General features: G+C 52.2%; 24 protein-coding genes. 21 read left to right on the top strand and 3 right to left on the bottom strand.

From position 1 onward, the window contains the following. Positions 1–7: 7 nt before the first annotated feature. From KOO63_01535 to KOO63_01520, 4 genes are read left to right on the top strand one after another with little or no spacing between them, the layout of a single operon-like run. On the top strand, positions 8–1,198 hold the full coding sequence (locus KOO63_01535; GenBank protein ID MBU8920517.1) for a ChaN family lipoprotein: 1,191 nt from the start codon (positions 8–10) through the stop codon (positions 1,196–1,198). Between the two features lie 12 nt (positions 1,199–1,210). Then, positions 1,211–1,693 (top strand): MarR family transcriptional regulator, encoded by a 483-nt coding sequence (locus KOO63_01530; GenBank protein MBU8920516.1) that lies wholly within the window; start codon positions 1,211–1,213, stop codon positions 1,691–1,693. Beyond that, positions 1,690–1,947: a pyridoxamine 5'-phosphate oxidase family protein gene (locus tag KOO63_01525; GenBank protein ID MBU8920515.1), complete on the top strand. Its 258-nt coding sequence runs from the start codon at positions 1,690–1,692 to the stop codon at positions 1,945–1,947. Before KOO63_01530 ends, KOO63_01525 begins: the two co-directional genes overlap by 4 nt. Further along, on the top strand, positions 1,935–3,077 hold the full coding sequence (locus tag KOO63_01520) for a DUF2891 domain-containing protein (GenBank protein MBU8920514.1): 1,143 nt from the start codon (positions 1,935–1,937) through the stop codon (positions 3,075–3,077). Before KOO63_01525 ends, KOO63_01520 begins: the two co-directional genes overlap by 13 nt. Positions 3,078–3,124: 47 nt before the next feature. Here the strand turns inward: KOO63_01520 and KOO63_01515 are convergent, their stop codons facing one another. Next, positions 3,125–4,264 carry a saccharopine dehydrogenase family protein gene (locus KOO63_01515; protein MBU8920513.1) on the bottom strand — a complete coding sequence of 380 codons (1,140 nt, stop codon included), beginning with the start codon at positions 4,262–4,264 and terminating at the stop codon, positions 3,125–3,127. 385 nt (positions 4,265–4,649) lie between these two features. On the opposite strand from KOO63_01515, the gene KOO63_01510 reads away from it, so the two are divergent. From KOO63_01510 to KOO63_01440, 15 genes are all read left to right on the top strand, one after another. Next, positions 4,650–5,114, top strand: coding sequence for a MarR family winged helix-turn-helix transcriptional regulator (locus KOO63_01510; protein MBU8920512.1), 465 nt, complete (start codon positions 4,650–4,652; stop codon positions 5,112–5,114). A gap of 34 nt (positions 5,115–5,148) precedes the next feature. Next, positions 5,149–5,658 carry a Na+/H+ antiporter subunit E gene (locus KOO63_01505; GenBank protein ID MBU8920511.1) on the top strand — a complete coding sequence of 170 codons (510 nt, stop codon included), beginning with the start codon at positions 5,149–5,151 and terminating at the stop codon, positions 5,656–5,658. Then, positions 5,651–5,920, top strand: coding sequence for a hypothetical protein (locus KOO63_01500; GenBank protein ID MBU8920510.1), 270 nt, complete (start codon positions 5,651–5,653; stop codon positions 5,918–5,920). Before KOO63_01505 ends, KOO63_01500 begins: the two co-directional genes overlap by 8 nt. After that, positions 5,920–6,336 carry a monovalent cation/H(+) antiporter subunit G gene (gene mnhG / locus KOO63_01495; protein MBU8920509.1) on the top strand — a complete coding sequence of 139 codons (417 nt, stop codon included), beginning with the start codon at positions 5,920–5,922 and terminating at the stop codon, positions 6,334–6,336. The genes KOO63_01500 and mnhG overlap by 1 nt, the downstream gene beginning before the upstream one ends. Beyond that, a complete protein-coding gene (locus tag KOO63_01490) occupies positions 6,333–6,587 on the top strand; it encodes a DUF4040 domain-containing protein (GenBank protein MBU8920508.1) in 255 nt (84 codons plus the stop codon). Before mnhG ends, KOO63_01490 begins: the two co-directional genes overlap by 4 nt. Beyond that, positions 6,577–7,302 carry a hypothetical protein gene (locus KOO63_01485; GenBank protein MBU8920507.1) on the top strand — a complete coding sequence of 242 codons (726 nt, stop codon included), beginning with the start codon at positions 6,577–6,579 and terminating at the stop codon, positions 7,300–7,302. The genes KOO63_01490 and KOO63_01485 overlap by 11 nt, the downstream gene beginning before the upstream one ends. Beyond that, a complete protein-coding gene (locus KOO63_01480; GenBank protein MBU8920506.1) occupies positions 7,299–7,643 on the top strand; it encodes a sodium:proton antiporter in 345 nt (114 codons plus the stop codon). The genes KOO63_01485 and KOO63_01480 overlap by 4 nt, the downstream gene beginning before the upstream one ends. Further along, the gene (locus KOO63_01475) at positions 7,637–10,795 is read left to right on the top strand and encodes a hypothetical protein (protein MBU8920505.1); all 3,159 of its coding nucleotides are present in this window, start codon (positions 7,637–7,639) and stop codon (positions 10,793–10,795) included. The genes KOO63_01480 and KOO63_01475 overlap by 7 nt, the downstream gene beginning before the upstream one ends. After that, complete coding sequence (locus KOO63_01470) at positions 10,792–11,706, top strand: NADH-quinone oxidoreductase subunit H (protein ID MBU8920504.1); 915 nt, start codon at positions 10,792–10,794, stop codon at positions 11,704–11,706. The genes KOO63_01475 and KOO63_01470 overlap by 4 nt, the downstream gene beginning before the upstream one ends. A gap of 10 nt (positions 11,707–11,716) precedes the next feature. Further along, entirely contained in the window at positions 11,717–12,343 is a 627-nt protein-coding gene (nuoB, locus tag KOO63_01465; GenBank protein MBU8920503.1) for an NADH-quinone oxidoreductase subunit NuoB, read from the top strand. 69 nt (positions 12,344–12,412) lie between these two features. Beyond that, on the top strand, positions 12,413–13,018 hold the full coding sequence (locus KOO63_01460; GenBank protein ID MBU8920502.1) for an NADH-quinone oxidoreductase subunit C: 606 nt from the start codon (positions 12,413–12,415) through the stop codon (positions 13,016–13,018). Then, the gene (locus tag KOO63_01455) at positions 13,011–14,228 is read left to right on the top strand and encodes a hypothetical protein (GenBank protein ID MBU8920501.1); all 1,218 of its coding nucleotides are present in this window, start codon (positions 13,011–13,013) and stop codon (positions 14,226–14,228) included. The genes KOO63_01460 and KOO63_01455 overlap by 8 nt, the downstream gene beginning before the upstream one ends. Position 14,229: 1 nt before the next feature. After that, positions 14,230–15,999 (top strand): FAD-dependent oxidoreductase, encoded by a 1,770-nt coding sequence (locus KOO63_01450; protein ID MBU8920500.1) that lies wholly within the window; start codon positions 14,230–14,232, stop codon positions 15,997–15,999. A gap of 187 nt (positions 16,000–16,186) precedes the next feature. Continuing rightward, complete coding sequence (locus KOO63_01445; GenBank protein ID MBU8920499.1) at positions 16,187–18,952, top strand: helix-turn-helix domain-containing protein; 2,766 nt, start codon at positions 16,187–16,189, stop codon at positions 18,950–18,952. Positions 18,953–19,160: 208 nt separating this feature from the next. Beyond that, on the top strand, positions 19,161–20,177 hold the full coding sequence (locus tag KOO63_01440) for a DUF4097 domain-containing protein (GenBank protein ID MBU8920498.1): 1,017 nt from the start codon (positions 19,161–19,163) through the stop codon (positions 20,175–20,177). 61 nt (positions 20,178–20,238) lie between these two features. Here KOO63_01440 and KOO63_01435 read toward each other — a convergent pair whose 3' ends face one another. Further along, positions 20,239–21,117, bottom strand: coding sequence for a DMT family transporter (locus tag KOO63_01435; protein ID MBU8920497.1), 879 nt, complete (start codon positions 21,115–21,117; stop codon positions 20,239–20,241). Between the two features lie 63 nt (positions 21,118–21,180). Then, positions 21,181–22,293, bottom strand: a complete 1,113-nt coding sequence (locus KOO63_01430; GenBank protein MBU8920496.1) for a hypothetical protein — start codon at positions 22,291–22,293, stop codon at positions 21,181–21,183. Positions 22,294–22,531: 238 nt separating this feature from the next. Between KOO63_01430 and selD the strand changes: the two genes are divergently transcribed. Together selD and KOO63_01420 are read left to right on the top strand one after the other, a co-directional pair. Then, positions 22,532–24,745 carry a selenide, water dikinase SelD gene (selD, locus tag KOO63_01425; protein MBU8920495.1) on the top strand — a complete coding sequence of 738 codons (2,214 nt, stop codon included), beginning with the start codon at positions 22,532–22,534 and terminating at the stop codon, positions 24,743–24,745. Then, positions 24,738–24,990 (top strand): YitT family protein (locus KOO63_01420; GenBank protein MBU8920494.1); only part of this gene is annotated, 253 nt, incomplete at its 3' end. The genes selD and KOO63_01420, both read left to right, overlap by 8 nt.

The following is a 24,990-nucleotide window of genomic DNA, read 5'->3' as shown; positions in this document are numbered from 1 at the left end:
GTGACAGATGATCGGTAAGTGTAAACCTGGATTCAAGACGATGCTCATGGCATGCGCGTTCGTGTTCGTGCTGGTCCTTGTCTCGTGTTCGGCGAGGCTGGATCATCCTGACGTGGAACCCGAAAAACTATTGGCTCTGCGGACACATCTGGAGGAGAACGCAAGAGATCCGTATGAGTATATCGCGGATAAGTTAGACGAGCACGATCTGGTCTTCATCGGAGAGATCCATGGTGTGCGGCATAACCTTGTCTTTATTCAGAGACTGATCCCCTTTCTGCATCAGATGGGGATATATTCACTTTGTACGGAGTTTGCCAGAAGGGAGGACCAGGGACTTATCGATAGTCTGCTGGCGGAAGAGATCTGGGATGAGGCCCTGGCGAGGGAGATAACTTTCAGGCATAACGTCCACTGGGGATTTCAGGAATATGTCGATGTGTTCAAGGCAGCATGGAAATCGAACAGGAGTTCGAAAGATTCCATGAGGCCTTTCCGGATAATCGGGGTGAACGATTCGCCCGACTGGAGTTTCGTCACCAGGAAGGATGACAGGCAGAGCGGCGAGATAATGAGAAAGGTATGGCAGGGTGGAGGTGAGGAATTCTGGGCGCGTATCATCCTGGACGAAGTCATCGCCCGGGGCGAAAAAGCAGTCGTCTACAGTGGGATCCATCACGCGTTCACCGAATATCTTCAGCCAATATGCGATGGAGATGGAGAGTTCATCAGGTTCGAAGAAAACAGGATGGGCAATTTCATCTACCGTGAGATCGGAAAACGCGCGATTACCGTTTTTCTTCATGGTCCCTGGAGGCCGACGAGGGGCTACGGAAAGATGGAGATATATCCGGTCGACGGAGTTATAGATGTGCTGATCACCACTCTCGGAAAAGGAGTGTTGCCGGCCGGGTTCGACACACACGGCACTCCTTTCGGCAGTCTGGAGGGGGAGACAAGTATCTACAGCAGGGGATACGAGGAGTTCAGTCTCGAAACATTTTGTGACGGATATATAGTCTTTGACGCTTTTTCAGTATTTGAGGGGATGTCGCCGATCGATGATTTTGTAAATGGAGAAAACATCGATTATGCTCGTAAGAACGACAGCCAACCGAGGTACAGAAAAGCGACTGTGGATGAATTTAAAAAATCCATGAGGAAGAGGGCTCGGATAGGATACAGACATCTTTATTGACAGGGGGCAATTTTGACCGATGTTTTAAAGGAGCTTGGGGCGTTCGCGTTTGCGAGCAGGATGAAAAGACTGAGTGATCGATTGAAAGCGGAAGTCTCGCAGGTCTATCTCGAGCAGGGGATCACTTTCAACGACAGCTGGTTTCTGGTCGGTGTCATGCTTTCAAAGCACAAGAGGATGACTGTGACTGACATGGCAGAAGCTCTCGGGATCTCTCCACCGGCAATCAGCCAGGTATATGGTGACATGGTGAAAGCAGGAATAGTCGAAGTGGAGACTGGTGATATAGACAGGAGGCAGAGGATACTTTCACTCACTCCTGCCGGTGCTTCCGTTGTGGAGGCCCTGAATCCGATATGGAACGCTTTCGAGATTTGTACAAAGGACCTTTTTGAAGAAGCCGGTTGTGATGCGCTTGCGGCCCTGACAGCGATGGAGGAATGTCTTGAGAAGAAGAGCATGATCCAACGCCTTCGTGAAACCCTGAAAACTTGAGCAAAGTATGCAACACGGAAGTCCATCTTAACTGTGGGGTCCACGATCCGGAGAAGTGGGAGAACTATATCCAGATCCAGGAGAAAGCAGAGATACTGACGGATCCGGCGGAGAAGGAAGCTTTCTGGAACGACCAGTTAGTGAATATATTCAAGGGGCCGGACGACCCGAATTACGCTATCGTCAAGGTGACTCCCTACAGGATCGAGGTCAACTCTATGGGCAGTTTGGAGCCGGAAGTATGGGAAGGATGAGATATCCAGGCCTGATCCCAGGGTCAGCACGCAGGGTCATATGGTTATTCCTCGCCTTTATTCTGTTTGCGGTCATACCCGGAGCTGGCGTCTCAGGCGGAATCCTCTCCGGAGGTCTTTCACGCGATGCCGCTTCGTCATTCGCACGGGTAGCGCTTGCCTGCGTCAACCGTGAGTTCCCTAACAAAGATGGACATGTGGCCTATAATGATGATGAGGTGATTGCTCCAACTGGATTACACCCATCGTTTTATGGATGTTTCGACTGGCATTCGTCGGTGCATGGCCATTGGTTACTCGCACGCGTCCTGAACAGGTATCCCGATCTTCCGGAGGCTCCAGAGATCAGAGATGTCCTGATCAGAAACCTCACGGCGAAAAATATCGAAGTGGAAGCAGCCTATTTCATGGATGAGAGAAGGGTCTCGTTCGAGCGAACATACGGGTGGGCCTGGCTTCTCAAGCTGGCCGAAGAACTCGGGCAATCGAACGACTCGAAACTTCTGGAACTGCACGGTACGATCGAACCTCTGGTATCGGCGATCAGGGACCGGTATATGGAATTTCTGCCCAGGCAGGAATATCCGATCCGCAGGGGAGTGCATCCCAACACGGCGTTCGGGATCGCTTTTGCCCTGGATTATGCTAGATCGGTCAGCGACGCGGAACTGGGAGAACTTCTTCTCAGGAAAGCTTCAGACTATTTTTTTCTCGACACTGGTTGCCCTGGAGCGTGGGAGCCTGATGGGGACGATTTCTTTTCCCCGTGCCTGATGGAAGCCGACCTTATGAGAAGGGTGCTCGATCAGCAGGAGTTCGCGGTATGGCTGGACCGATTTCTGCCCGGTCTGAGCAGCGGGCGACCTGAGTCGCTTCTGCTTCCCGCGGAAGTCTCAGACAGAACCGATCCGAAGATCGTTCATCTCGATGGGCTCAATCTGAGCAGAGCATGGTGCATGCTCGGAATCGCGAAAGCTCTTCCCGTAGGACACCCGGCGGGGCCCGTACTCAGGAAGAGCGCCGAACTCCATGCCGGGGCCACACTCGGGCATATAGCGAGTGGTAACTACGAGGGCGAACACTGGCTTGCCTCCTTCGCGGTATACATGCTGAGCGAGACAGGCCGTTGATATCGTTCATGGACCGATCGCTGTTCCCTGCTTGCAGACTGCCAGGGTCAACCGAGTTCTTCTATCTTCTCAGAGTAGATGATGCCGCGTTCTTTTAATCCATCAAGGATGAATTCGACGCATTCGGGCTGAAGACCAATTATCTCAGGGGGTGACACGCCTTTCTTCGAGAACAGTCCTTCCGCTATCATCCTTGCTGCCATCGTCGCTGTATATCCGGTCGTTCTGGCCATGGAGTGGATGCCGGTGGATTCATCCAGACGGTCATAGAGATCCCAGGTATAACGGAGTTTCCCGCTTTTTCCGGTTCCCTCGACGATTACTCGCATGACGGTGATATCGATCTCTCCTTCTTCGAGCTTCCATTTCGGGAAAAGCAGTTTTGCCGTGAAGTCGAGAGGCCTGATTCGGGAGCCGTTTATCTCGATCTCTTCCTGGCTGAAGAATCCTGTGTCCCTCAGGACGGCCATCTTCTGAATATGCCCGGGGTATCGAAGGGTCTTTTCCTTCATATTGTTTGCATTTAGTGTATTGCCCAGCGTTCTCAGCCCATCGCTGTTAAATGCCTCGAGTGTACCGATCCTCGGGAACTCGATCAGTTCCGGATCGGAGAGAGCCTCCCTGACGACCAGCGTACCGTTTTCCACATAGCGGGCAGGTCTGGTATATTCCTCTATGACATCCACAGGAGAAAAGACTGCCTTGTACTCCCAGGGCCATTGCCTGACTTCGGGCAGTCCGCCTACGTAGATGAGGATGGTGTCGGTCTCATCAAGGATATTGTGAGCGTAGCCTGCAAGAATGTTACTCATCCCGGGCGCTACGCCGCAGTCCATGATAGCTGTGACTCCTTTTTCGCGCGCCAGGGGATCGAGGGCGAAAGGGTCTTCCGGAAAGAAGGCGATATCGATGACGTCTTTTTCCGCCTCGATGATAGCCTTGAGTGTACGGAAACCCATAAACCCCGGTACCGCGTTGATAACGATATCATAATCCGATACGAGAGAGGTCACATCCGCGGGGTCAGAAAGATCCTTCCGGATGAGAGTGATGTCACCCTGGTCGCTCAGAGCGTCCAGTGCGTTCTGGTCCCTGTCAGTAATAGTCACTTCGTATCCACTGTCGCCGGCCAGGTCGATCGCCATCGGGCCACCCACGAGTCCCGCTCCAAGAATGATCGTTTTCATTATTCTCCTTTTCGACCGTCTTCCGGCCTGAATATCTGAAATGCAAAGATTGTTTGAATTCGAGTAGATCTACTGGTCGATCTTTCGGAAAATCGACCGCAGATTCCGGTCAGGCACGCGCCTGACGGGGAGGTAGAGAGTGTATTAGAGTCCGTTGGATCGGTTCAGCCAACTCACGAGGGAGTCCCGATGTTTACAAAAAGCAAAAATATTGTGGAAATCTCTTATACTCATACGGTAATATTAGCACCAATAAAACCCAAGTCAATGAAAAGCATCTCCGTGGGGGACTTCGGAATCGCTTGACAGGTTCCGGAGGAATAGTTTAGATTGTCAATTATTGATATTGATAATATTATTGCATTGCAACTAATGATGGTGTGAAATGAATGCCAGTAAAAAAGACGATCAGGTATCGAAGATGGCGGAACTGATATTCGAACTGAGGCAGAAATGTTGTCTCAAGGATATGTACTTTGTGACAAGTGAAGGGATATCTTCGGGAGATTACAATTGTCTTATGCAATTCGTGGATACCAGGTCGCACGGCATGAAGGAGCTTAGCGGAAGACTTGGTATCACACCGGGCGGAGTGACCAGGATAATCGCGGGTCTTGAGGATCAGGGCCTTGTCGAGAGACGGATATCGCTTCAGGACAGAAGAAACATCGATGTCGTCCTCACTGATCAAGGCAAGAAGGTGATGGCCCAGATCAAGCGATCATCGATCAAGATGCACAGAGAGATCATTGACAGGATAGAACCTGCGAAGAGGAAAGAAGTCATCACCGCAGTCGAACATCTCGTTTTCGCGTTGACTGACTGGCTCGACAGCAAATCTGAATCATAGCGAGCGACACTCGCGGAAAGTTTCTGGAACAGGGATGAGTGGAAATGGGAAAGGATCAGGAAGGGCTGGAGCCGCGATTGTGAGCGGGCTGATGTTTACCCTGATCTATGTGTTCTGGACAGGGGCGACGGATCTGTATGATATATCGATCTTCGCGATCCTGGCTCTCGGGACATGCGCCATCTTTGTCAGGGGTGGGATCTTTCCTCGTCCAGGTCTGAAAAGGATCGCCTACGCTGCCGCCTACATACCATACATGGTGGTAGAGATAGTAAAGGCTAATCTGGATGTCGCCAGCAGGGTCATCAAGCCGACGATACCGCTCAATCCCGGTATAGTGGCTGTCGATACAAAGCTTTCTACTCCGATAGGACGGACCGTCCTGGCAAATTCCATAACGCTCACGCCCGGGACACTCTCTGTAGAGATCAAGGGCAACAGATTGTATATACACTGGATCGACGTGCAGGGTCGTGGTGGAGAGGAAGAGGCGAAAATCATCGTGGCAGGTTTCGAGAAATACCTGGAGGTCATCTTTGGCTGATCTGATCGAGATCATTCTTTTTGCATCGGCTGTGTTGACGATGGCAGCGATAGTGTTTGCGGCGTTAAGGTTCCTTTTGGGACCGACCGCGGCGGACCGGACTGCCGCCTTCGACACCCTGACGATAATATCGATCTCCATCATAGCGATGCTGGCCCAGTATTTTGGAAGGATCGTATTTATCGATGTGGCGATGATATACGGGATACTCAGTTTTATCGGTGTTATCGCGGTCGCGCGTTACCTGGAAGGGGGCCTCTGATGGAGATCCTCAGGCTGGCAGGCGCGATAATCGTTTTCATCGGTTCGGTCTTTCTTTTTCTCGGAGGATTGGGGCTCCTGCGTATGCCCGATGTGTATAACAGGATCCAGGCCGGGACCAAGGCAACGACGTTGGGAAGCATGTGCGTGTTTATCGGGCTCGGTATCTATCATCCCGCCCTGATGTCGCGAATGCTCGTCCTTCTGGCCTTCATCGTGATCACAAATCCCATATCCTCGCATGCCCTCGCAAGGGCCGCACACTTTGCCGGTGTCAAGCTGGTCAAAGATTCTGTCTGTGACAGACTCGAAGTGGAAGAGGCTGAGGACGCGGAATCCGGTGGTCCGGATACATTTGGAAATGACACAATAAATGATGACCGCCCGCATGGTGACTCAGGGGGTGGTGCCGGATGATCATCACGGCTTTTATTATCCTTATGGGTGTGACTATGGTCGTCTCGGCTGTATTCGCCCTGCATACGAAGAATCTGCTCATGGCCGTCATAGCGGTCGGAATACTCAGTCTTTTCTCGAGCATTATCTATCTGATAATGCAGGCGCCTGATGTGGCAATGACAGAAGCGGCGATCGGGGCGGGTCTTTCGACGGTGATCTTTCTATACGCACTGAGAAGGACGACTGACAGGGATGTGGATGATGATTAAAAGAGCACTCATATTTCTGGTCCTCGCGTTTTTTGCATGGCAGTTCCTGCTTATGGTAACAGGTTGGGAAGGACTGTCCGCCCCCGGCGAGATCGCACGCCACTACCTGGAAAAGGGCAGAGAGGAACTTGGCGTCGCAAATATTGTCACGGCGATAGTCGTGACTTACAGGGGACTCGATACGCTCGGTGAGGTCAGCGTGCTTTTCCTCGCGGCTGCGGGGATAGGTTTTCTGCTCGGAGCTGGAAAACTTTCAGGAAAATCGGAAGGCGATAGTGCCCGGGATCTGGATAATGGAAAGGCCCGCAGGAAGGCCAGCGAGATCCTCGAGACCGGTTCCGATATCATAGTTCCGGCGATAGCAGTCTTCGGCGTTTACATCTTTGTAAACGGGCATCTTTCTCCCGGTGGGGGATTTCAGGGAGGAGCCGTTATCGCCTCGGCTATACTTCTTCTTTTCCTGACACACCCTTCCTACTCACTCAACCATGGAGTACTGAAGGTGACAGAATCGCTTTCAGGCACAGCCTATGTCGGGCTGGGGCTATTGGGCCTTGTCCTTGCCAGCGGTTTTCTCGACGCAAGATTCCTTCCCGCAGGAGAGTTTGGCAGGATATTGAGTGCCGGGGCGATCCCTGTGATATATTCGTTGATCGGTCTGAAGGTTGGAGCAGAACTGGTTGGAATCCTCGAACAGATGAGGAGGCCATCTTGAAAGCTGTGCTGATAATCGGACTTCTCTTGATGCTGACAGGGTTCTACGGTCTTATGACCAGGCGGAACATGATCAAGATGGTGCTGAGTGTGGCGATCGCGGAAGTCGGACTCCAGATGGTAATGATCACGGCCGGGTTTATCAGGGGCGGGACAGCTCCGATCCTGACAAAAGACATCACGGAAATGGCGAGTTTCGTGGATCCTGTGCCTCAGGCTCTTGTACTGACTGCCATTGTGATCGGTGTGGCGGTAAACGCGCTGATGCTCGTATTTATAATAAGGATGTATGGAAAAAAAGGTTCTCTTGACGTGAGGGATTATACGGATTCGAAATGGTAACACCGATATACATATTCATCATTGCCCTGGGCATTGCCTTTCTTCTGCCGCTTCTTGAGCGGGCAAAGAAAGGTGCTGCTGAGACTGTATTCCTCGCGGCGCTCTCCGGCATAGCCCTGATCAGCTGGCACTGGCTCTTTTCGCTTCTTACCGGACGATGTGAGGCCGGTGAGATATTCACAGCAGGGTTCAGCCCGCCATTCTCGATAAATCTCAGGATCGGGATGGAGGAAGCTGTATTCACATCGGCCATCAATCTCGCTACTCTGGCAGGATCTGTTTATCTCATAAGGGAACTTTCCAGCCGGGGAACAAGATCGATGATGCTCTACCTGCTCTTCGTGATGGGGATGAATGGAATGGTCCTCACACGCGACATATTCAACCTTTTCGTTTTTATGGAGATCACGGGAATAGCCAGTTACGCGCTTGTGGCATTGCGCCTTGATACGAAGGGGCTGACGGCTGGTTTTAAGTACGCGATCGCAGGCAGCCTGGCATCGATATTCATGCTACTCGGGATAATAGTCATCTACATGATGACAGGCACCTTGAATATAGACAGCATAGCCGGGCGTATGGCTTCGTTATCCGGTACTGCAGCCGCAGGCTTCGTGGCGCCGGCCGTATTCATGCTTGTCTTCGCTTTTATGATCGAGATGAAACAATTCCCTGCGAATGGATGGGCGCTGGATGTTTATGACTCGGCGGCGCCGGGGATATCGGCCATGCTATCGGCTGGCAGTGCCGGAGCGGCTCTTTTCGCCATATACAAGATACTGCCGATAGCCGGGGAAGGCTGGTACATTGCCGCCGCAGTGTCCGGCTCGGCCACCTTCGTTGCCGCAAATCTCATCGGGCTCAAACAGGAACGCGCGGGAAGGCTGCTCGGCTATTCGTCGATCGGTCAGATGGGACTCCTGTTGACCGTAGTAAGCCTCGGGCTGAAAGGTTCACTTCCTTCATGGCAGCTGATAGCGGTCGGATTGTTCGTCAATCACCTTCTTGCAAAAGCCGGACTGTTTTGGCTGAGCGGAATAACAGGGCAGGACAGGATACGGGAGTGGGGTATGATCGCGCGGAGGCCTTTCCTTCTATTGATGATGGGGTTGTTCATGGCGGCTCTTTCAGGCTTCCCACCATTCCCCGCATTCTGGTCGAAATGGACCCTCGTGATGTCGATGTTCTCAGGCGGCATGAAGGTTTGGGTAGTATTCATACTTCTCGGTTCTCTTTTCGAAGTTACCTATCTCTTCCGATGGTTCGGATACGCGGTGCGTGGCATGCGGGAGAATGAGGAATCCGGAGATGTTGTCGAAGTCAAACCCGAGAAGACAGCAGTGATTTTTCTCGGTGCCGCTATGCTGACTGCAGCCGCTTACTATATGACAGGAAAGATGATCGACAACTCGACCCTTATGCTGCTGCCTCTTGTCGGGGCTGCGGGGTTGCTGCTCTTCGAGCGATTCGATCCGAGAGTCCGGGGTGTCGTTTCTCTGGGCGCTGTACTTTACTATGGCTATATGACCATCCCGGGACTGTCGGGAATGCCCCTCTTTTTCAATTCGTTTTTCCTCGGTGGCGGCGCGATCATGCTCATCGCCACTCTTCACAGGAGAACGTCATCGCGTGGATTCTACCCGATGCTGCTTCTCATGATAGGTTCACTTTCGGTGTTGGCCCTTTCATCGACTTCCCTGCAGTTTTTCTATGCCTGGGAACTGATGACATTCTCATCCTACATACTTGTATTGCGCGGGAAAAAAGCGATAAAGCCCGCCCTTCTCTACATGGTCTTTTCAGCGGCGGGCGCCTATCTCGTTATGGCGGGGTTCGCTTCCGAGGGTGAAACGATATTCGGCGGAGCAGGAGACAGTATAGTCGGCATGTCCGGATCGTTACAGATGCTTCCGTTCATCCTTCTTGCCGCTGGGTTCCTCGTGAAGGTAGCTGGCATGGGACTGCATGTCTGGGCTCCGGGAGCCTATGCGGAGGCTGAGGACGATTCATCGGCGATCATCTCCGGTATCCTGTCTAAAGCGGGAGTGCTGGGATTTGTATTTCTGTTCATCAAGGCCGGAACGACGTTCACCGGTTCCGACTATCTATATTCGACGATCGGCTGGATCGGTACGATAACAGCTTTCTTCGGAGCTCTCTACGCGGCTATGCAGGAAGACGCGAAGAAACTACTCGCCTGGTCGAGTGTAGGCCAGGTGGGATACATCATAGTCGGCCTCGCCGCGATGAACCAGATAGGATGGGTGGCTGCTCTATATCACTCCGTGAGCCATTTCATGTTCAAGGGTCTTCTTTTCCTTGCTGTAGCGGGGGTCGTGTACAGGACCGGGACGAGGAATATGTACGAGATGGGAGGGCTGATCAAGAGGATGCCCATGTCGTTCATCTCGGTGATGATAGGAATAATCGCACTTTCAAGCGTACCACCACTGACAGGTTTTGGTGGGAAATGGCTGCTTTACAACGCCATGATCGAACGGGGCTGGTATCTGCAGGCAGCATTCACCTTCTTCTCCAGCACAGTCGCTTTCCTCTATTGCTTCAGGCTGGTACACGCGATATTCCTGGGGCAGGCGAAACCAGCCTTCAGGAAGATCAAAGAGGCTCCCAGATCTCTGATCGTCGCGCAGTATATCCTGATAATGGCGATAATGCTTGTCTCGACCAAGCCGTCGATACTGATCAAGCCGATCATGGGTATCGTGGGAGAGAGATTCGATACTCTCCTCACATGGCAGGCCAGTACCCTGCACAGCCCGTTTGGATACTGGAACGGTACGGCCGTTATGATGGTCGTCGGCGCCCTGTTCGCGATCATTCTCGTTATCCTGCTGGTGATAAGTCCGAAGCCGCAGAAGGTAAAACAGTTCAATATCGTATTCGCCGCTGAACGTCCGGAGACTCCGGAGACGACGCATTACGCATGGAAGTTTTTCACGCCTTACGAGAGAGCGTTCAGTGGCCTTTTGAAGCCAGCGGCAACAAGGTTCTGGAACGCCGTCGGTGAGTGGACCGAAGCTGTTGCCGCCATGTCGAGACATGTCTATTCGGGTAATACCGGTGCCTATGTCGTTCAGATATTCATATTCGGGATACTGCTGTTCATCCTGTCGCGGGGAGGTCTGTCATGATGGAGATACTGAAGCAGGCGGGCTTCTCTCTGGCGACTCTCCTGGTCGTGATGAACTACGGGCTGATCCTGGTCGGTTTCGTGACAATTATCGTGGCTCGTGTACATGGCAGGATCGGTCCACCGATCTGGCAGCCCTACATAAACATATTGAAGACACTGTCGATGCGTACGGCGTTGTCGCACGGGATCATGTTTTATCTTGGCCCTGTTTTCAGGATAGCCGGAGGTGTCGGGCTCCTTTTCTTTATGCCCGTCGTCTATGGGTCCTCCTGGATGCAGAATTTCAGTTTTGCCGGAGACGTGATACTCGTGGTCTATTTCGTTTTCTTCGGGATGCTTGGAATGGCACTCGGAGCTGCGGAAAGCGGACACCCCTACTCGGCTATAGGGATCATGAGGGGCCTGGCGCAGAACACGGGAGCGGAGCTTCCATTCGCGCTGGCGTTGATGGCTCTGGTGGCCCAGCACCAAACTCTGTCGATCACAGATATTGTCGCGGCTCAGCAGGGTGGGATAGCCCACTGGAACATGGTCACAAACCCTGTGGCCACCCTGGCGGGGATGCTCGCTTTCTTCGGTATGATGATGCACTCTCCATTCGACGTCCACATCGCGCCGCAGGAGATAGCGATAGGGCCGCCGACAGAATACCATAGCAGTTACCTGGCCCTGATGCAGACGAACAGGTCGATTTTTCACGCTGCCAAGCTGATACTATTCATGAATCTTTTCTTCGGTGGAGCGACATCTATATTTGTCATGGTTGTAAAGACGTTCGCTCTCTTTATGATCGTGGTCTTTGCGGGCGTCGTATTTCCACGGTACAGGGTGGAGCAGTCGATAAGGTGGTTCCTGAAGGTCCCGTTGGCTGTAGGGATACTCGCGGTAATAATAAGCGCATGGAAATAGAGGATAGACGATGAGTGACGAAACAAAAAATTCGAACGGAATGGACGAGGGCTTCGACGAGATCAACGAGTATTTCTGTGATGCCAGGCCATCGCCCGTCTCGCCCTCCGCGAACAGGATAGTTAGAAACTTCCAGAACTGGGCACAGGCGAATTCGATATTCATCCTGGGTTTCGGAACGGGATGCGGAGCCATCGAGCTGAGGCCTCTTTTTACGGCAAGGTACGATATCTCCAGGTATGGCCTCTTCCCGAGGCCGACTCCCAGGCAGTCCAGTCTCTTCATCATCGGAGGTTACGCGTCCATTAAGACGATGAAGAGGATAATAAGAAGTTACGAACAGATACAGAACCCGAAATTCGTCATGGGCCTTGGAAGCTGTACTGTGAATGGGGGGATGTACTGGGACAGCTACAACACGATCAATCGCCTCGACCACTATATCCCCGTCGACGTCTATGTGGCTGGCTGTATGCCGCGGCCCGAATCGCTGATTGCCGGGTTCGACAGGTTGAAGGAACTGATCATGGGCGGAAAGGCGGAAGGGGCGAACACATACGCGGAGAATTTCGACTGGTACAAGAGTAACCAGAAGAAGATCATCAAGAACTGGAACATGCCGGAGTACAACTGGTAGTGAGGCGCTGCGGCTGCCTGCCGTTCAAACGGACCAGGCGGTGGTATGACGGCCCCGGAGAAAGGGGCATTGAAAAGGAAAATGAAGGATACTATAGAGAAAATAAGATCGATGTTCGATGGAGGAGACACCGACGAGAAACGGGAGGACCTCGTTTTCGTCACAGTGCCTGCCACGCAGGTCGTGGACTGCCTGGGATATCTGAGGGACCGTGCCGGATATCGCCACCTCGTGATGATCTCGACCGTCGACCACATCGAGAGGGGAGTCTTCCAGCTGACTTATCTTCTCCACAGTTACGAAAAACACCACGATATCGGTGTCAGGGCGGAGATCGGCCGTGACAACGCGTCAATGGACAGCATCCATCATCTATGGGCCGGTGCGCAGGTATACCAGCGGGAACTCAGGGAGATGTTCGGGATCGATTTTCCCGGCAGCCCACGCGTCGACGAACCTATGTTGCTGGAGGGGTGGGAAGGAATCCCCCCGATGAGAAGAGATTTCGATACTAAAAAATATTCCGAGGAGACCTTCTTTCCACGTGAAGGAAGGGTGACGGTCGACCCTGCCACTCATATGGCCGGAAAGAATTATGCCGGCGAGGAACTGGTGAAGCGTTCGGTTAAAGAAATGGTGCGGGGGCGGAGGAAAAGGAAGGGTAACGATGGATAGGCAGCGGGCAGATAAGATGAGAAAACAACCCGACCTGATGCCGGATAGGGATACAAGGGATCCGTGGTATCCGGTCTGGACTGAAAGGCCCTCGTTCGACCTCTCTTCAGGCAAGTACCTGAAAGTCTGGCAGGGGCCACAGCATCCCGGTATCACAGGTAACATGGCCCTCGAACTTACACTGGAAGGCGATATCGTAGTCGAAGCGAAGACCCATGTGGGGTATCTGCACCGGGGATTCGAGAAGTTGATGGAGAGAAGAAGATATATTCAATGTTTTCCTATCGTATGCAGGATCTGTGTTCCCGAGCCTGATTATAACGAATACCTCTTCGCCGCGGCTGCCGAGGAACTTGCCGGTATAGAGATACCGGAAAAGGCCAGGTGGCTCAGGGCATTGACTCTGGAGATGATCAGGATCGCGTCGCTTGTAATGGGCCTCGGCGGACAGGGTGGATCGTTTGGACTCGGTACGGTCGGTCAGTGGGCGGTCGCGCATCGCGACTATATCCTCGATCTGTTCGAAGAGTTGAGCGGCCACAGAATATACCATATGTACATAATCCCCGGTGGGGTGCGTAACGAACTTCCTGACGGATTTGAAGAGAGGACCGAGGCTGTCCTGAAAAAAATAGAGAAACTGATATACGATATGGAAAAGGTCCTCTTCGACAATGCCGTAATAAAAAGCCGATCGCAGGGGTTGGGTGTGATCCCGGCATCATGGGTAGAGCCTTTTGGGATTACTGGTACGAATGCAAGGGGTGCCGGGATCGCCAACGACGTCAGAAAAGACAACCCTTATCTTATATATGACCAGCTCGATTTCGATGTCATCACCGGAAGCCGTTCCGACGCTTTCGACCGATCACTTCTGAGGAAGGAAGAGATCCTGATGTCGATCGACCTGATCAGGCAAATATTCAAAAGGATGCCGAAGGATGGACCTTTCAGGATCAAGCTGCCCAATGTACTTCACTGGAGGATCCCTTCCGGCGAGACTTATGTACGGGCCGAAACGGGCCGTGGCGAGATGGGATATTACATGGTCAGCGACGGTTCGGGGTATCCGAGGAGAGTGCATGTACGCGGCGCAAGCTATACACACGCGATGTCGCTGCTCGAACAACTCGCAATCGGGATCAGCATGTCGGATGTGGGCGGATTGGCTGTATCGCTTCAGACCTGTCCACCGGAGATAGAGAGGTAACATGAAACTGAGAGACATCATATCTCCCTTCTACGCCTGGAAAAGGGCGTTCGAAAAACCGTTTACGATCATGCGTCCGCGGAAAGACAGGGAAGGAGCTCCCGCGTACAGGGGTTTTCATATAAATGATCTTGGTAAGTGTGTCGGGTGCGGCACCTGCGAGGCGATCTGTCAAAACGCCGCTATCGATATGGTCGAGATACCCGGGCAGGAGACGAAGCGGGGTGACAGTGGCCTCAGGCCTTCGATTGATTATGGCAGATGCTGCTGGTGTGCTCTGTGCGTCGATGTATGTCCGACAACCAGCCTCGGGATGTCGAACGAGTATAACTGGATCTCGGATGATGGCGAGGACTGGGTTTTCATCCCTGGAGGAGATCAGAAGCCCTGGGACATGTCGGAGAAGGGGTACAGAAGTACAGACGAGTCCTGGCTGATAGAACCGGCCCGTGCTTCGATGCGATTCGTCAAACCTGATATTCGCAGGAAGAACTTCGATGAGATGATGCTCGGATATACGACTGAGACAGCGCTTGAGGAAGCGGCCAGGTGCGTCGAATGCGGCCTGTGTATCGAGGCCTGTCCTACCCATATGGATGTTCCACAATACATAAGGGCAATCAGGGACCAGGACCTCGAAGAAGGTCTCAGGATACTATACGATACGAACCCTTTCTCTGAATCGTGCGGGCGTGTATGCACGGCACATTGCGAGACCGCCTGTCCCGTCGGAGCGCAGGGAAGGCCGCTGGCCATCAGATGGCTGAAAAGATACATAACGGATAATACTCTCGATATCCGGGATTCTATACTCGAGACAGAAGATATTCCCGCAACGGGGAAAAAGGTGGCGATCTTAGGCGCAGGCCCCGCCGGACTTACGGCCGGGTTCTATCTCTCTCACTACGGACACGAGGTGAGAGTCTTCGAGCAGGAAGACAAGCCCGGTGGTATGTTACTTAGCGGTATACCTGAGTACAGGCTTCCTGACGAGGTGATCGCAAGGGAGATCAAAGTGATAGAAGATGCCGGTGTCGAAATCAAGACCGGTGTCAGGATCGGGAAAGATATTTCGGCGCGCCGTATACTGGATGATTACGATGCTGTTTTTATCTCGGTCGGAGCGCAGGTGGGAACAGATATGCCCGTAGAGGGCAATGATCTCCCGGCTGTCCATATCGGACTGGATTTCCTGGATCGTATTTCCAAGGGTGAAAGGCCCGATATTGGAAAGAAGACGATCGTAGTCGGCGGCGGGAATACAGCCATGGACGTTGCAAGGTCGGCTGTCAGGCTGGATTCTGAAGTAGAGGTCGTCTACCGACGGAGTGAGAAGGAGATGCCCGCTAATGTGGAGGAAGTGGAAGAGGCAAGGGAAGAGGGTGTCGTGTTCAACTTCCTGACCACACCGGAAAAGATAACGGAGAGTGGTGGCAGGCTTCAAATCACCTGCAGAAGGATGCGTCTGGGCGAGCCCGATTCGAGCGGCAGGCGGAGACCCGAGGCGATCGAAGGGTCCGGATTTACTATTGAGGCTGATACCTGTGTAATGGCGATAGGGCAGAAGGTCGAAGATGAGATCGCTCGTGAAGCCGGCATCAAGCTTAATAAATGGGGCAATTTCGATGCCGATCCGGAAAGAATGACGACGAATATCGATGGCGTTTTCGCCGGCGGCGACTGCGAGACGGGCCCTAACGACGCGGTAGGCGCGATAGGCACCGGCAAAAAGGCCGCCTGGTCGATCAACGAATATCTGTCCGGACGGTGATTCCCGGCCCGATTCAAGCCTGTCGTGGCAGATGCGGTTTCGGACATGGATAGCACTGACCTGGTCCGGACCGCTGAAAACGAAACCAATCATAAAATCAAGTCGTATATAAGAGGAGCGCTGGTCGCTCCTCTTTCTCTATGATTATTGTCTTGAAGCGGAACGAAAAAACTGAGTAAGTAGATAGATGATCAATAATTATCGAAAACACACATTCAGGAAATATCCGGTGGTTTTTCGGCCGATAGTCTGCCAGTGTCTCTTCGCTGTGCTTATACTATTGATCCCGGTGATTACAAGTGGAACGGGATATTCCGGAGAAGAGACTGTCACGCTGAGATGGAACACTGTTTCGGGGCTTCCCGGAGAAGATGTCAGGGCCCTGGCGAGGTCTGACGAGGGGTACCTGTGGATAGGGACGGGAAATGGTCTCGTTCGTTTTGACGGGTTCAGATTTGTCGTCTTCGATCAGTACAACACTCCGGAGCTGGGAACAAACGGCATTCTATCTCTCTTTGTGGGGGAGGGAAACATACTCTGGATAGGAACCGATGGCGAAGGCATGACCCTTCTCAGAAATGGTTTTTTCGAGAGATTCGATGACGAGAACAAACTTGCCGACGGCCACATCAGGGCGATCCATGGTGATCCGTTCGGAAATATCTGGATCGCGACTGAACTGGGGATCCATCGCTTCGATGGGGAATCGATCTTTTCTTTCGGCTTGGAGGATGGGTTCGCGGACGATCTGTTCACCTCTGTCACCATCGATGGATGGGGACACGCATGGATGGGAACACTGAGGGGAGGGATCGGAGCTCTCTACGAGAATACAGTTCAGTTGATCGATTACGATCCAGACCTGGCCAGCCTGTCTGTCCTTTCCCTTGAGTCGGTTCCGGATGGAAGAGTCTTTGTGGGTACGATGACCGGCCTGTACTCGATCTGGCCCCATACCGGGATATTCGAATGGCTCGAGCAGATGGGGACCCAACCAGTCACAGCACTTTCCTCAAGAATGGATGGAACTCATCTGGCAGGTACTATGACTGCCGGACTCAAAATGATGAACGGGGACGAAGTGTCAGATCTTCTGATGGAGGAGGACCTGAGATACAGTCATATCCAATCGATATTCACCTGTACAGACGGATCGATATGGGCAGGAACCAGGAACAGGGGCCTCATCCAGGTCAGGAATGCCAGGGTAGGAAGAATATCAGAAGCGCAGGGACTGCCGACAGGCTCTGTATATCCAATAATTGGGGATGATAATGGCACCTTGTGGATCGGGAGCGGAAACAATGGATTGTTCGTCTCCAGAAATGGATCGGTGACCGAAAAGTATTCGGTTGATACCGGACTGGCCGGAGATATGGTAAGAGCCCTCCTGCTCCACGGTATGGATGAGGTGTGGGTAGGGACTATGGCGGGCGGGATCAGTATTCTATCCGGAGACAGGATAACAAATCTGGATGCGGGCAGAGGACTTCCCTCGAACAATATCACTGCCTTTATTGAAGGCGGAGATGGCTGCGTACTGGTCGGGACGGATAACGGAGTCGCAAGGGTCTCTTTCAGCGAAAAGGGGGCAAATGTAGAGGAACTCGTACTGGCAGGAGAGACGGTACGGACCTTCTATAAAGATATCGATGGATCGGTCCTTGCCGCAACTAGAAACGGCATCTGGAAGCTGGGTGGGGATGTGCAGGAACGGTTGGAATACGGTGGGTCGGAAAGGGGCTCGGATATCCTTTCGCTTCACCGTGGAATCGACGGCCGGCTCTGGGCCGGGACAGCAGGAAACGGCCTGATGAGAATCGGTCCTGACAGTGTCAGGACCTGTGATTCCAGTGACGGATTACCAGGAGATTACATATACAGTATAACCGGCGACGAACTGGGAGTGCTCTGGATGAGCTGCGAAAAAGGGGTCTTTCGGATCGATATCGATTCGGTCGGGTCATTTTTCGACGGCGCGGCAGTCATGCTCGTACCCGAGTTGTTCGACGAGGCTGAAGGTATGCCGGCGTCCGCATGCAGTGGCTATTGTTCACCATCATACTGGGTGTCCGGGGACGGAGGGAGGCTCTATCCTACTACAGGAGGAATCGCAGTCTTCGACGGGCCGGGTGAAGCCAGAATAGAAACGGTGCCGGTCGTCATTATAGAATCGATGACAGTGGACGATGATCCGGTAGATATCCACCAGATAGTGAAACTCTCGAATTCTGCCGGCAAGGTGGAATTCCGCTTTACTGCGCTGGTGTGTCGGTCACCAGAGAAATGTCGATTTCTATGCAGACTCGTCGGGCCAGTCTCATCCCTTTCGACCGTGATGATGGGAAAGGAGAGGGTGGTATCGTACAGAGATCTTCCCGCGGGTGATTACAGGATGACTGTCAGGGCAGCAGGTAATGGTGGAAGATGGAGCAGAAACACCGCTACGGCGATCTTTTCGATAGGCCTTCCGTTCTACAGAACGGCCAGATTCGGTTTCCTGTCGACATCATCGGTCATCCTGGCGAGTTTTGTGTGGTTTGCCGGTGTGAGATATTCGAGGAAACGGAAACAGAGATCGAAGTACAGGACTGTCACAATCGGCGACGACCAGATGGAGAAGGCTCTGGACGGGCTGGTCAAGCTCATGGAAGAGGATAAGATATTTCTCGATCCCGATCTGACTCTCAAGAAACTTGCCGGGATGCTGAGGATACATTACAATCAGCTTTCCATGATAATAAATGGGAAGTTCGATGTCAGTTTTAACGATTTTGTGAACGGTCACAGGGTGAAAGCGGTCAAGGAAATGTTCTCCGATCCGGCGAACGACAACCGGAATATTCTGGAAATAGCATATGATGCCGGCTTTTATTCGAAGTCCACATTCAATACCGCTTTCAGGAAATTTACAGGGACTACTCCATCAAAATACAGAAAGAGAACGAGTTAGCACGGTTTGAATCGTGGTTGTGCTGAACTGTTTGTGGTGATTTCTGTATCGAATTGCAATCCGGGACCGATTTTTCGTTCTGGATTTCAATACGGGACGACTTTCCATACCCTTCATACGTATAATTCACATAACTTGATCGCGGCGGATACAGAATTGAACGCGAATCATGAAACGGAAGGATTATCACATTGAAAGGAGGAACGGGATGAAGAAGACTTCGACAATGATCATAGCCATGTTGATCGTAGCACTGTGTGCCAGTGCCGGATTCACGCGCGGAGATGATGAAGTCATCAAGCGATTCGATGATGTCAAGCGCATCAGGATCAGCACGGTCAGTGGAGACTGCCTCGTAAAGACACACAAGTCGAATGAGGTGATAGTTGAACTCTACCGGGACGTATATCCTGAAGACGCGATGGATTACAGGATCAAAGAGTCAGGCGGCAAGCTGATCATTAAAGAGGAATGGCACGGTAGAAGCAGTAGTGGAGAGGTCAAATGGACTTTGACCGTACCTGCGGATATCGACATCGAATTCTCAACTGCTTCGGGGGATTTTGAGATCTCGGGTGTCAGTGGAGACGTAGAAGTCAGCACCGCATCGGGAGATATTTCAGCAGAAGACATGGACGGTGAACTCGATGTCTCGACTGCGAGCGGTGAGGTCAGACTGATAGACGTCAGGGGCGAGAAGGAAGTCTCGACTGCGAGTGGGGACATCTATATCGAGAATGTCACCGAGGAGGTCGAACTTTCGACGGCCAGTGGCGATATCGAAGCTGTCAACGTTGAGGGCGATATCGAGTTGAGTACTGCTTCCGGTGATATCGAGGTCTCAGATTCAAAGGGTATATTCAGCCTTTCGACTGCCAGCGGGACTGTAAAGGCCTATGATATTATCATCGACGGTAACAGCAGATTCTCTACTGCCTCGGGTAGCGTGAAGGTAAGACTGTCTGAGACCAGCGAGTATGATATGGATCTTTCGACTGCTTCGGGTAACGTATCGCTTGATTACAACGGTAATGAAGTGATCGGGTATTTCGAATTCAAAGCGAGGAAGCGAAGGGGACGTATAGTAAGCCCGTTCGACTTCGACGATGAGGAAGAATATCGCAGACACGGAGATGACTGGGTCCGCAAGTGGTTTTCGAAGAAGGGGGATGATCCTTCCGTTATCCTGAGCACGGCTTCAGGGACGGTGACACTTAAAAAGTAATCCAGACAATACGAATAAAAGGTAATCGGTTGCGGCATGCTCCTCCGGGGCATGCCGTTTTTTATCTTCTCTTGCCTCTTCTGACACCCAGTTGGGATACGAGGATACCGACAAGCATGAAAGCACATCCTATAAGTCCTCTTGGCGGGATGATCTCGTTCAGGACCATCCAGCCCCCGATGGCGGCAAAGACAGTCTCAAGGCTGAGGAGGATCGCAGCGTGGGAAGGTGGTGTATGCTTCTGGGCCAACAGTTGAAGTGTATATGCTATTGCTACCGAGAACAGTCCACCATACAGGATAGGGATGGCCGCGTCCTGTAATCCCTGGATCGAAGTAGATTCCGTGAACAGGGAAGCAGCGATACTGAGGATCGAGCAGACAGAAAACTGTGTGACGGCAAGGACAAGCGCGTTTACTCTTCCTATGACCGCTCCTATCAGGATTACATGCGATGCCCAGAAAAATGTTCCTGCCAGAACAAGAAGATCTCCTCTTCCGATCGTGAACCGGCCTGTAAAGCTGAGAAAATACAGTCCAATGCCAGCCAGAAACACTCCAGCCCACGTACCGGCGCTGGTCTTTTGCCTGAATGCAATACCAAGGATCGGGACCAGAACGACATACAGGCCGGTGATGAACCCCGCCTTGCCTGCGGTCGTGTAGACCAGCCCCATCTGCTGTAGTGAAGCGCCGAAGAAAAGGATAAGGCCCGCAATCCCCCCGATAAGTATTACGAAACGACCCACGGGCCTGCCGTCCTGTCTGACTGAACGGATCGCGATGGGAGCCAGGACAATAGTTCCCAGAGCGAATCGGATCCCGTTGAATATGAACGGGCCGACATGCTCCATCCCTGCTCTCTGTGCGACAAAAGCGAATCCCCAGATCGCTGATGCGGTGAGAAGCAGGATCTCTGATTTTAATCTTTTTGATTGCAAATCATAGTCTCCGGAGGCGGTACAGTATTCTGACAGAGCGTCCGGGCGCAGGTGCTCCCAGCCTTATCTGGAGAATCCTTTCACCCATTCCTGAGTTGCCTGTAAATATCTGGATCCATTCTTGTCTCTGTAATTTTTATATTCGAATCCCTGAACCCTCACTGGCATTGCCGGTTCGATCTGGGTCCCCGCCTGCCAGTCATTGAAAGAATCGACGGAAATAAAGGGTGGTTTGATCTTCATGACAGCTTTTACCATCGTCATGTAGAATTCTCCACGGTCCCTTTCTATAACAGCCCCGCCGTTCCAGGAATGGATCTTTGTATCGTCGTATCCGGGGCGTAGAGTGGGGATGAAGATAAGATTGTTTTCCATAGCGAATAGATTCATATCTTCCCAGTTGGCTATGTCGGCTCCCCATGTCCCCGCGCTTGAGTATGGTGTGTAGAATCCGTCGAATCCCGCGCCGAGTAATTTGTTGCCGTCCTCGACGTCTTCCCAACCACCCACAATTATGGCGTCAAACATAGTGTCTCTGATCGTGATGGTTCCTGTTTCACTCAGAATAGAAGCCCAGGTTTCTTCGTCAAACGACCAGGTCTGCTCGATAAAGAACATCGGTCGCATCCCGAATCTGTCGGTGATGTAAAATGCTTTGTGTTTCCCCCATGTATCGATTATGTGGCGGATATCTCCGGCGACGGATTCGATCGTCCGGCCTTCATACGCGGCGATCATGAAGTCTACCCTTATGCTGTATCGTAACGCTCTGTCCAGGATCATTTGAACAGGCTGGCTTTCGTATGAGTCTTTACCGAACCATAATACACATACGACTCCGATCTGGGCACCGGCGAGTTGACTCATCTGGCTTTCAATCACCCGTGGATTATTTGAGCTGTAACATCCGAAAGCGGGAAAGAAACTGGAAGCGATATCATTGCCTCCGGGGTAGGAGCGCGGTTCGCCCAGGTTGTTTTCGCTTGAGCCGTTCCATCCCCGGTATTCGCCGTCGATCTCCGGAGTCCCGAATCCAGTATGATAGAAGATGTGTATGTCGTGAGATCGTGAGGACATGGGAGGAGTATCTATCGGTTCGCTGCGACTCTTATCTTTTCCATCGCCGCAAGATATCAAAAGAGTCACAGTTAATAAGAAGATAATATTTTTTGCCATCGCCTGTTTCCTCCTGGATCGGATTTCGGGGTACAGGGCCTGTATCCAGTTTGCCCGGTCGAATGACCAACGATAAACAAAACATGAAGACTTGTCAATGTCGTGCCTGTAACCCGCTGCAAATTGATTTCCATAGAGAAAAATGTTTATTGAAATGACGCTATGTGTTTACAATAGTGTTCCGGGCAGTTTCTACTGATAACGACCGAGACGCTGGAACGATAAGGAGAAAGGCCCCATGCTTCCTGTCTATCTCGATTATAATGCTACTACGCCGATCTCTCCTGAGGTTGCGGAGGCCATGAGACCGTTTCTCGACGAATATTTTGGCAATCCTTCGAGTTCCCACTGGTACGGCCTGCAGGCAAGAAAAACGGTAAGTGACGCCCGAAGATCGCTGGCCAGGCTGCTCGGGTGCAATCCTGATGAGGTGATTTTCACCAGCGGCGGAAGTGAATCGAATAATCTGGCAATCAAAGGGGCAGCTTTTGCCCTCAGGGAAAAGGGCGACCACATTATAACTTCATCGATAGAGCATCCAGCTGTCATGGAAGTATGCCGGTTTCTGGAGGGCGAGGGATTCAGGGTCACATACCTGCCAGTTGACTATGGGGGGCTTGTCTCCATCGATGATTTCCGGGACGCCATATCTCCCGGTACTATCTTTGCCACGGTCATGCATGCAAATAATGAAGTCGGCACTATCCAGCCTGTTAGCGGACTCGCAGCCGCCGCCAGGGAAAAGGGAATTATCTTTCATTCCGACGCAGCTCAGTCAGTTGGAAAGGTGCCTGTAAAAGTCGACGAGCTTGGAGTGGATCTCCTCTCTGTGGCGGGGCACAAGTTCTATGCGCCAAAAGGGATCGGCGCGCTGTATATAAGGCCCGGCGTCAAACTGACCAAGCTGATTCACGGAGCAGATCATGAGAGGAACATAAGGGCGGGAACAGAGAATATTCTCGAGATCGCCGGTCTGGGCAAGGCCGCTGAAGTAGCTGAAAGAGACCTGGAAAAAAACATGGTTCATATGGGAAAGATGAGAGACAGGCTCCAGGACCTTCTGATCGCCGGCTCACCCGGAATCAGGGTGAACGGGAGCGTCGATCACAGGCTTACCAATACTCTCAGTGTGAGTTTCCCTCTCGTGGAAGCGAATACACTGCTCGATGAGATCACTGAAGATGTAGCTGCCTCCGCGGGCGCGGCCTGCCATACAGATTCGATCGATGTCTCCCTTGTCCTTGAGGCCATGAAGATACCGGTAGATATAGCAATGGGGACCATCAGGCTTTCGACGGGGCGTACGACCACTTTGGACGAGGTGGACAGAGCAGCGAAGATCATCCTCAAAGCGGCCAGCAGACTCGCTCCCGGCGCGGATATAGTGGTAGACACGGCAGAGGATGAAGATGTGATCAGGTTGACCAGGTACACTCATGGCCTCGGATGTGCCTGTAAGTTGAGACCCCAGGACCTTGAGAAAGTGCTGGAAGGCCTGCCCGCTCCTGACGATGCCGATGTCCTGGTCGGAAAGGACACGTCCGACGACGCCGCAGTATACAGGGTCAGTGACGATATCGCGATTGTACAGACTGTCGATTTCTTTACGCCGATCGTCGACGATCCTTTTACATTTGGAGTCATCGCCGCTGCAAATTCGCTGAGCGATCTCTACGCGATGGGTGCAAAACCGTTGTTCGGCCTGAACATCGTCGGATTTCCAGACAAGAGGTTGTCTCTCGATATTCTGCGTAAGATTATGGAAGGGGGCCTCGCGAAGGCAGATGAGGCCGGAATATCGATCATCGGGGGACATACTATTGAAGATTCCGAGCCCAAGTATGGGCTGGCTGTCACCGGCACAATCCATCCGGATTCCATACTACGGAATTCAGGAGCCAGACCTGGTGACAGCATCATCCTTACCAAGCCTCTTGGAACGGGAATAATTGCCACAGCAATGAAAAATGGGAGCGCGAATAGAGAGACTGAGGAAAAGGCGATATCTGTGATGAGTTGTCTTAACCGCACGGCTGCCGAGACGATGGTCGATTTTCCGGTGAACGCCTGTACTGATGTGACCGGATTCGGGCTTGTAGGACATCTGAGAGAGATGACGAAAGGAAGCGGAATCGATGCTGAGTTGTGGATGGAAAGTATTCCGCTTATCGATGGGGCCAGAGAACTGGCTGTGGAGGGAAATATTCCGGGAGGAACCGTGAACAATCATCTATTCACGGCAGATATGACAGACTGGGATGAAACGATCTCCGAGACAGACCGTCTGGTGATCTGCGATGCACAGACGTCTGGAGGGCTTCTGATATCCCTGCCACGGGGTGAGGCCGTCAGGCTTCACGATATGCTCCTCAGCCGCGGAGTGGATTCCGCGATCATAGGTTCGTTCACAGAGAAGGGGACGGGCCGCATCAGGATCAAAAGGAATGAATGAACAAGCTGGAGGAAACGCATTGAAGAAATTCAATTCCCGGACATTCACCGAATATCTCTTCATAACTCTGGGGGCGGCGATAATGTCTCTGGGTGTTGCCGTCTTTCTCATAGATGCCAAAGTAGTTCCCGGTGGAGTGACTGGACTCTCCATGACCGTGCATTACCTTTTCGGAGGAAAGGTGTCGGTGGGAATCCTGATGTGGGTGATGAACCTCCCCCTCTTCATATGGGGAGTGAAGGAGC

It is taken from the genome of Candidatus Latescibacterota bacterium (assembly GCA_019038625.1).
In the GTDB taxonomy this organism is placed as follows: domain Bacteria; phylum Krumholzibacteriota; class Krumholzibacteriia; order Krumholzibacteriales; family Krumholzibacteriaceae; genus JAGLYV01.
The sequence above is the reverse complement of the archived record's forward strand: the minus strand, read 5'-3'. Positions and strand labels throughout refer to the sequence as shown.

Excerpts from the sequence above, each read along its gene's own strand:
- KOO63_01535 (MBU8920517.1), top strand. The coding sequence starts at position 8 with ATGATCGGTAAGTGTAAACCTGGATTCAAGACGATGCTCATGGCATGC.
- KOO63_01520 (MBU8920514.1), top strand. The coding sequence starts at position 1,935 with ATGGGAAGGATGAGATATCCAGGCCTGATCCCAGGGTCAGCACGCAGG.
- KOO63_01515 (MBU8920513.1), bottom strand. The coding sequence starts at position 4,264 with ATGAAAACGATCATTCTTGGAGCGGGACTCGTGGGTGGCCCGATGGCG.
- KOO63_01510 (MBU8920512.1), top strand. The coding sequence starts at position 4,650 with ATGAATGCCAGTAAAAAAGACGATCAGGTATCGAAGATGGCGGAACTG.
- KOO63_01505 (MBU8920511.1), top strand. The coding sequence starts at position 5,149 with ATGAGTGGAAATGGGAAAGGATCAGGAAGGGCTGGAGCCGCGATTGTG.
- mnhG (MBU8920509.1), top strand. The coding sequence starts at position 5,920 with ATGGAGATCCTCAGGCTGGCAGGCGCGATAATCGTTTTCATCGGTTCG.
- KOO63_01490 (MBU8920508.1), top strand. The coding sequence starts at position 6,333 with ATGATCATCACGGCTTTTATTATCCTTATGGGTGTGACTATGGTCGTC.
- KOO63_01485 (MBU8920507.1), top strand. The coding sequence starts at position 6,577 with ATGATGATTAAAAGAGCACTCATATTTCTGGTCCTCGCGTTTTTTGCA.
- KOO63_01475 (MBU8920505.1), top strand. The coding sequence starts at position 7,637 with ATGGTAACACCGATATACATATTCATCATTGCCCTGGGCATTGCCTTT.
- KOO63_01470 (MBU8920504.1), top strand. The coding sequence starts at position 10,792 with ATGATGGAGATACTGAAGCAGGCGGGCTTCTCTCTGGCGACTCTCCTG.
- nuoB (MBU8920503.1), top strand. The coding sequence starts at position 11,717 with ATGAGTGACGAAACAAAAAATTCGAACGGAATGGACGAGGGCTTCGAC.
- KOO63_01455 (MBU8920501.1), top strand. The coding sequence starts at position 13,011 with ATGGATAGGCAGCGGGCAGATAAGATGAGAAAACAACCCGACCTGATG.
- KOO63_01450 (MBU8920500.1), top strand. The coding sequence starts at position 14,230 with ATGAAACTGAGAGACATCATATCTCCCTTCTACGCCTGGAAAAGGGCG.
- KOO63_01445 (MBU8920499.1), top strand. The coding sequence starts at position 16,187 with ATGATCAATAATTATCGAAAACACACATTCAGGAAATATCCGGTGGTT.
- KOO63_01440 (MBU8920498.1), top strand. The coding sequence starts at position 19,161 with ATGAAGAAGACTTCGACAATGATCATAGCCATGTTGATCGTAGCACTG.
- KOO63_01430 (MBU8920496.1), bottom strand. The coding sequence starts at position 22,293 with ATGGCAAAAAATATTATCTTCTTATTAACTGTGACTCTTTTGATATCT.
- selD (MBU8920495.1), top strand. The coding sequence starts at position 22,532 with ATGCTTCCTGTCTATCTCGATTATAATGCTACTACGCCGATCTCTCCT.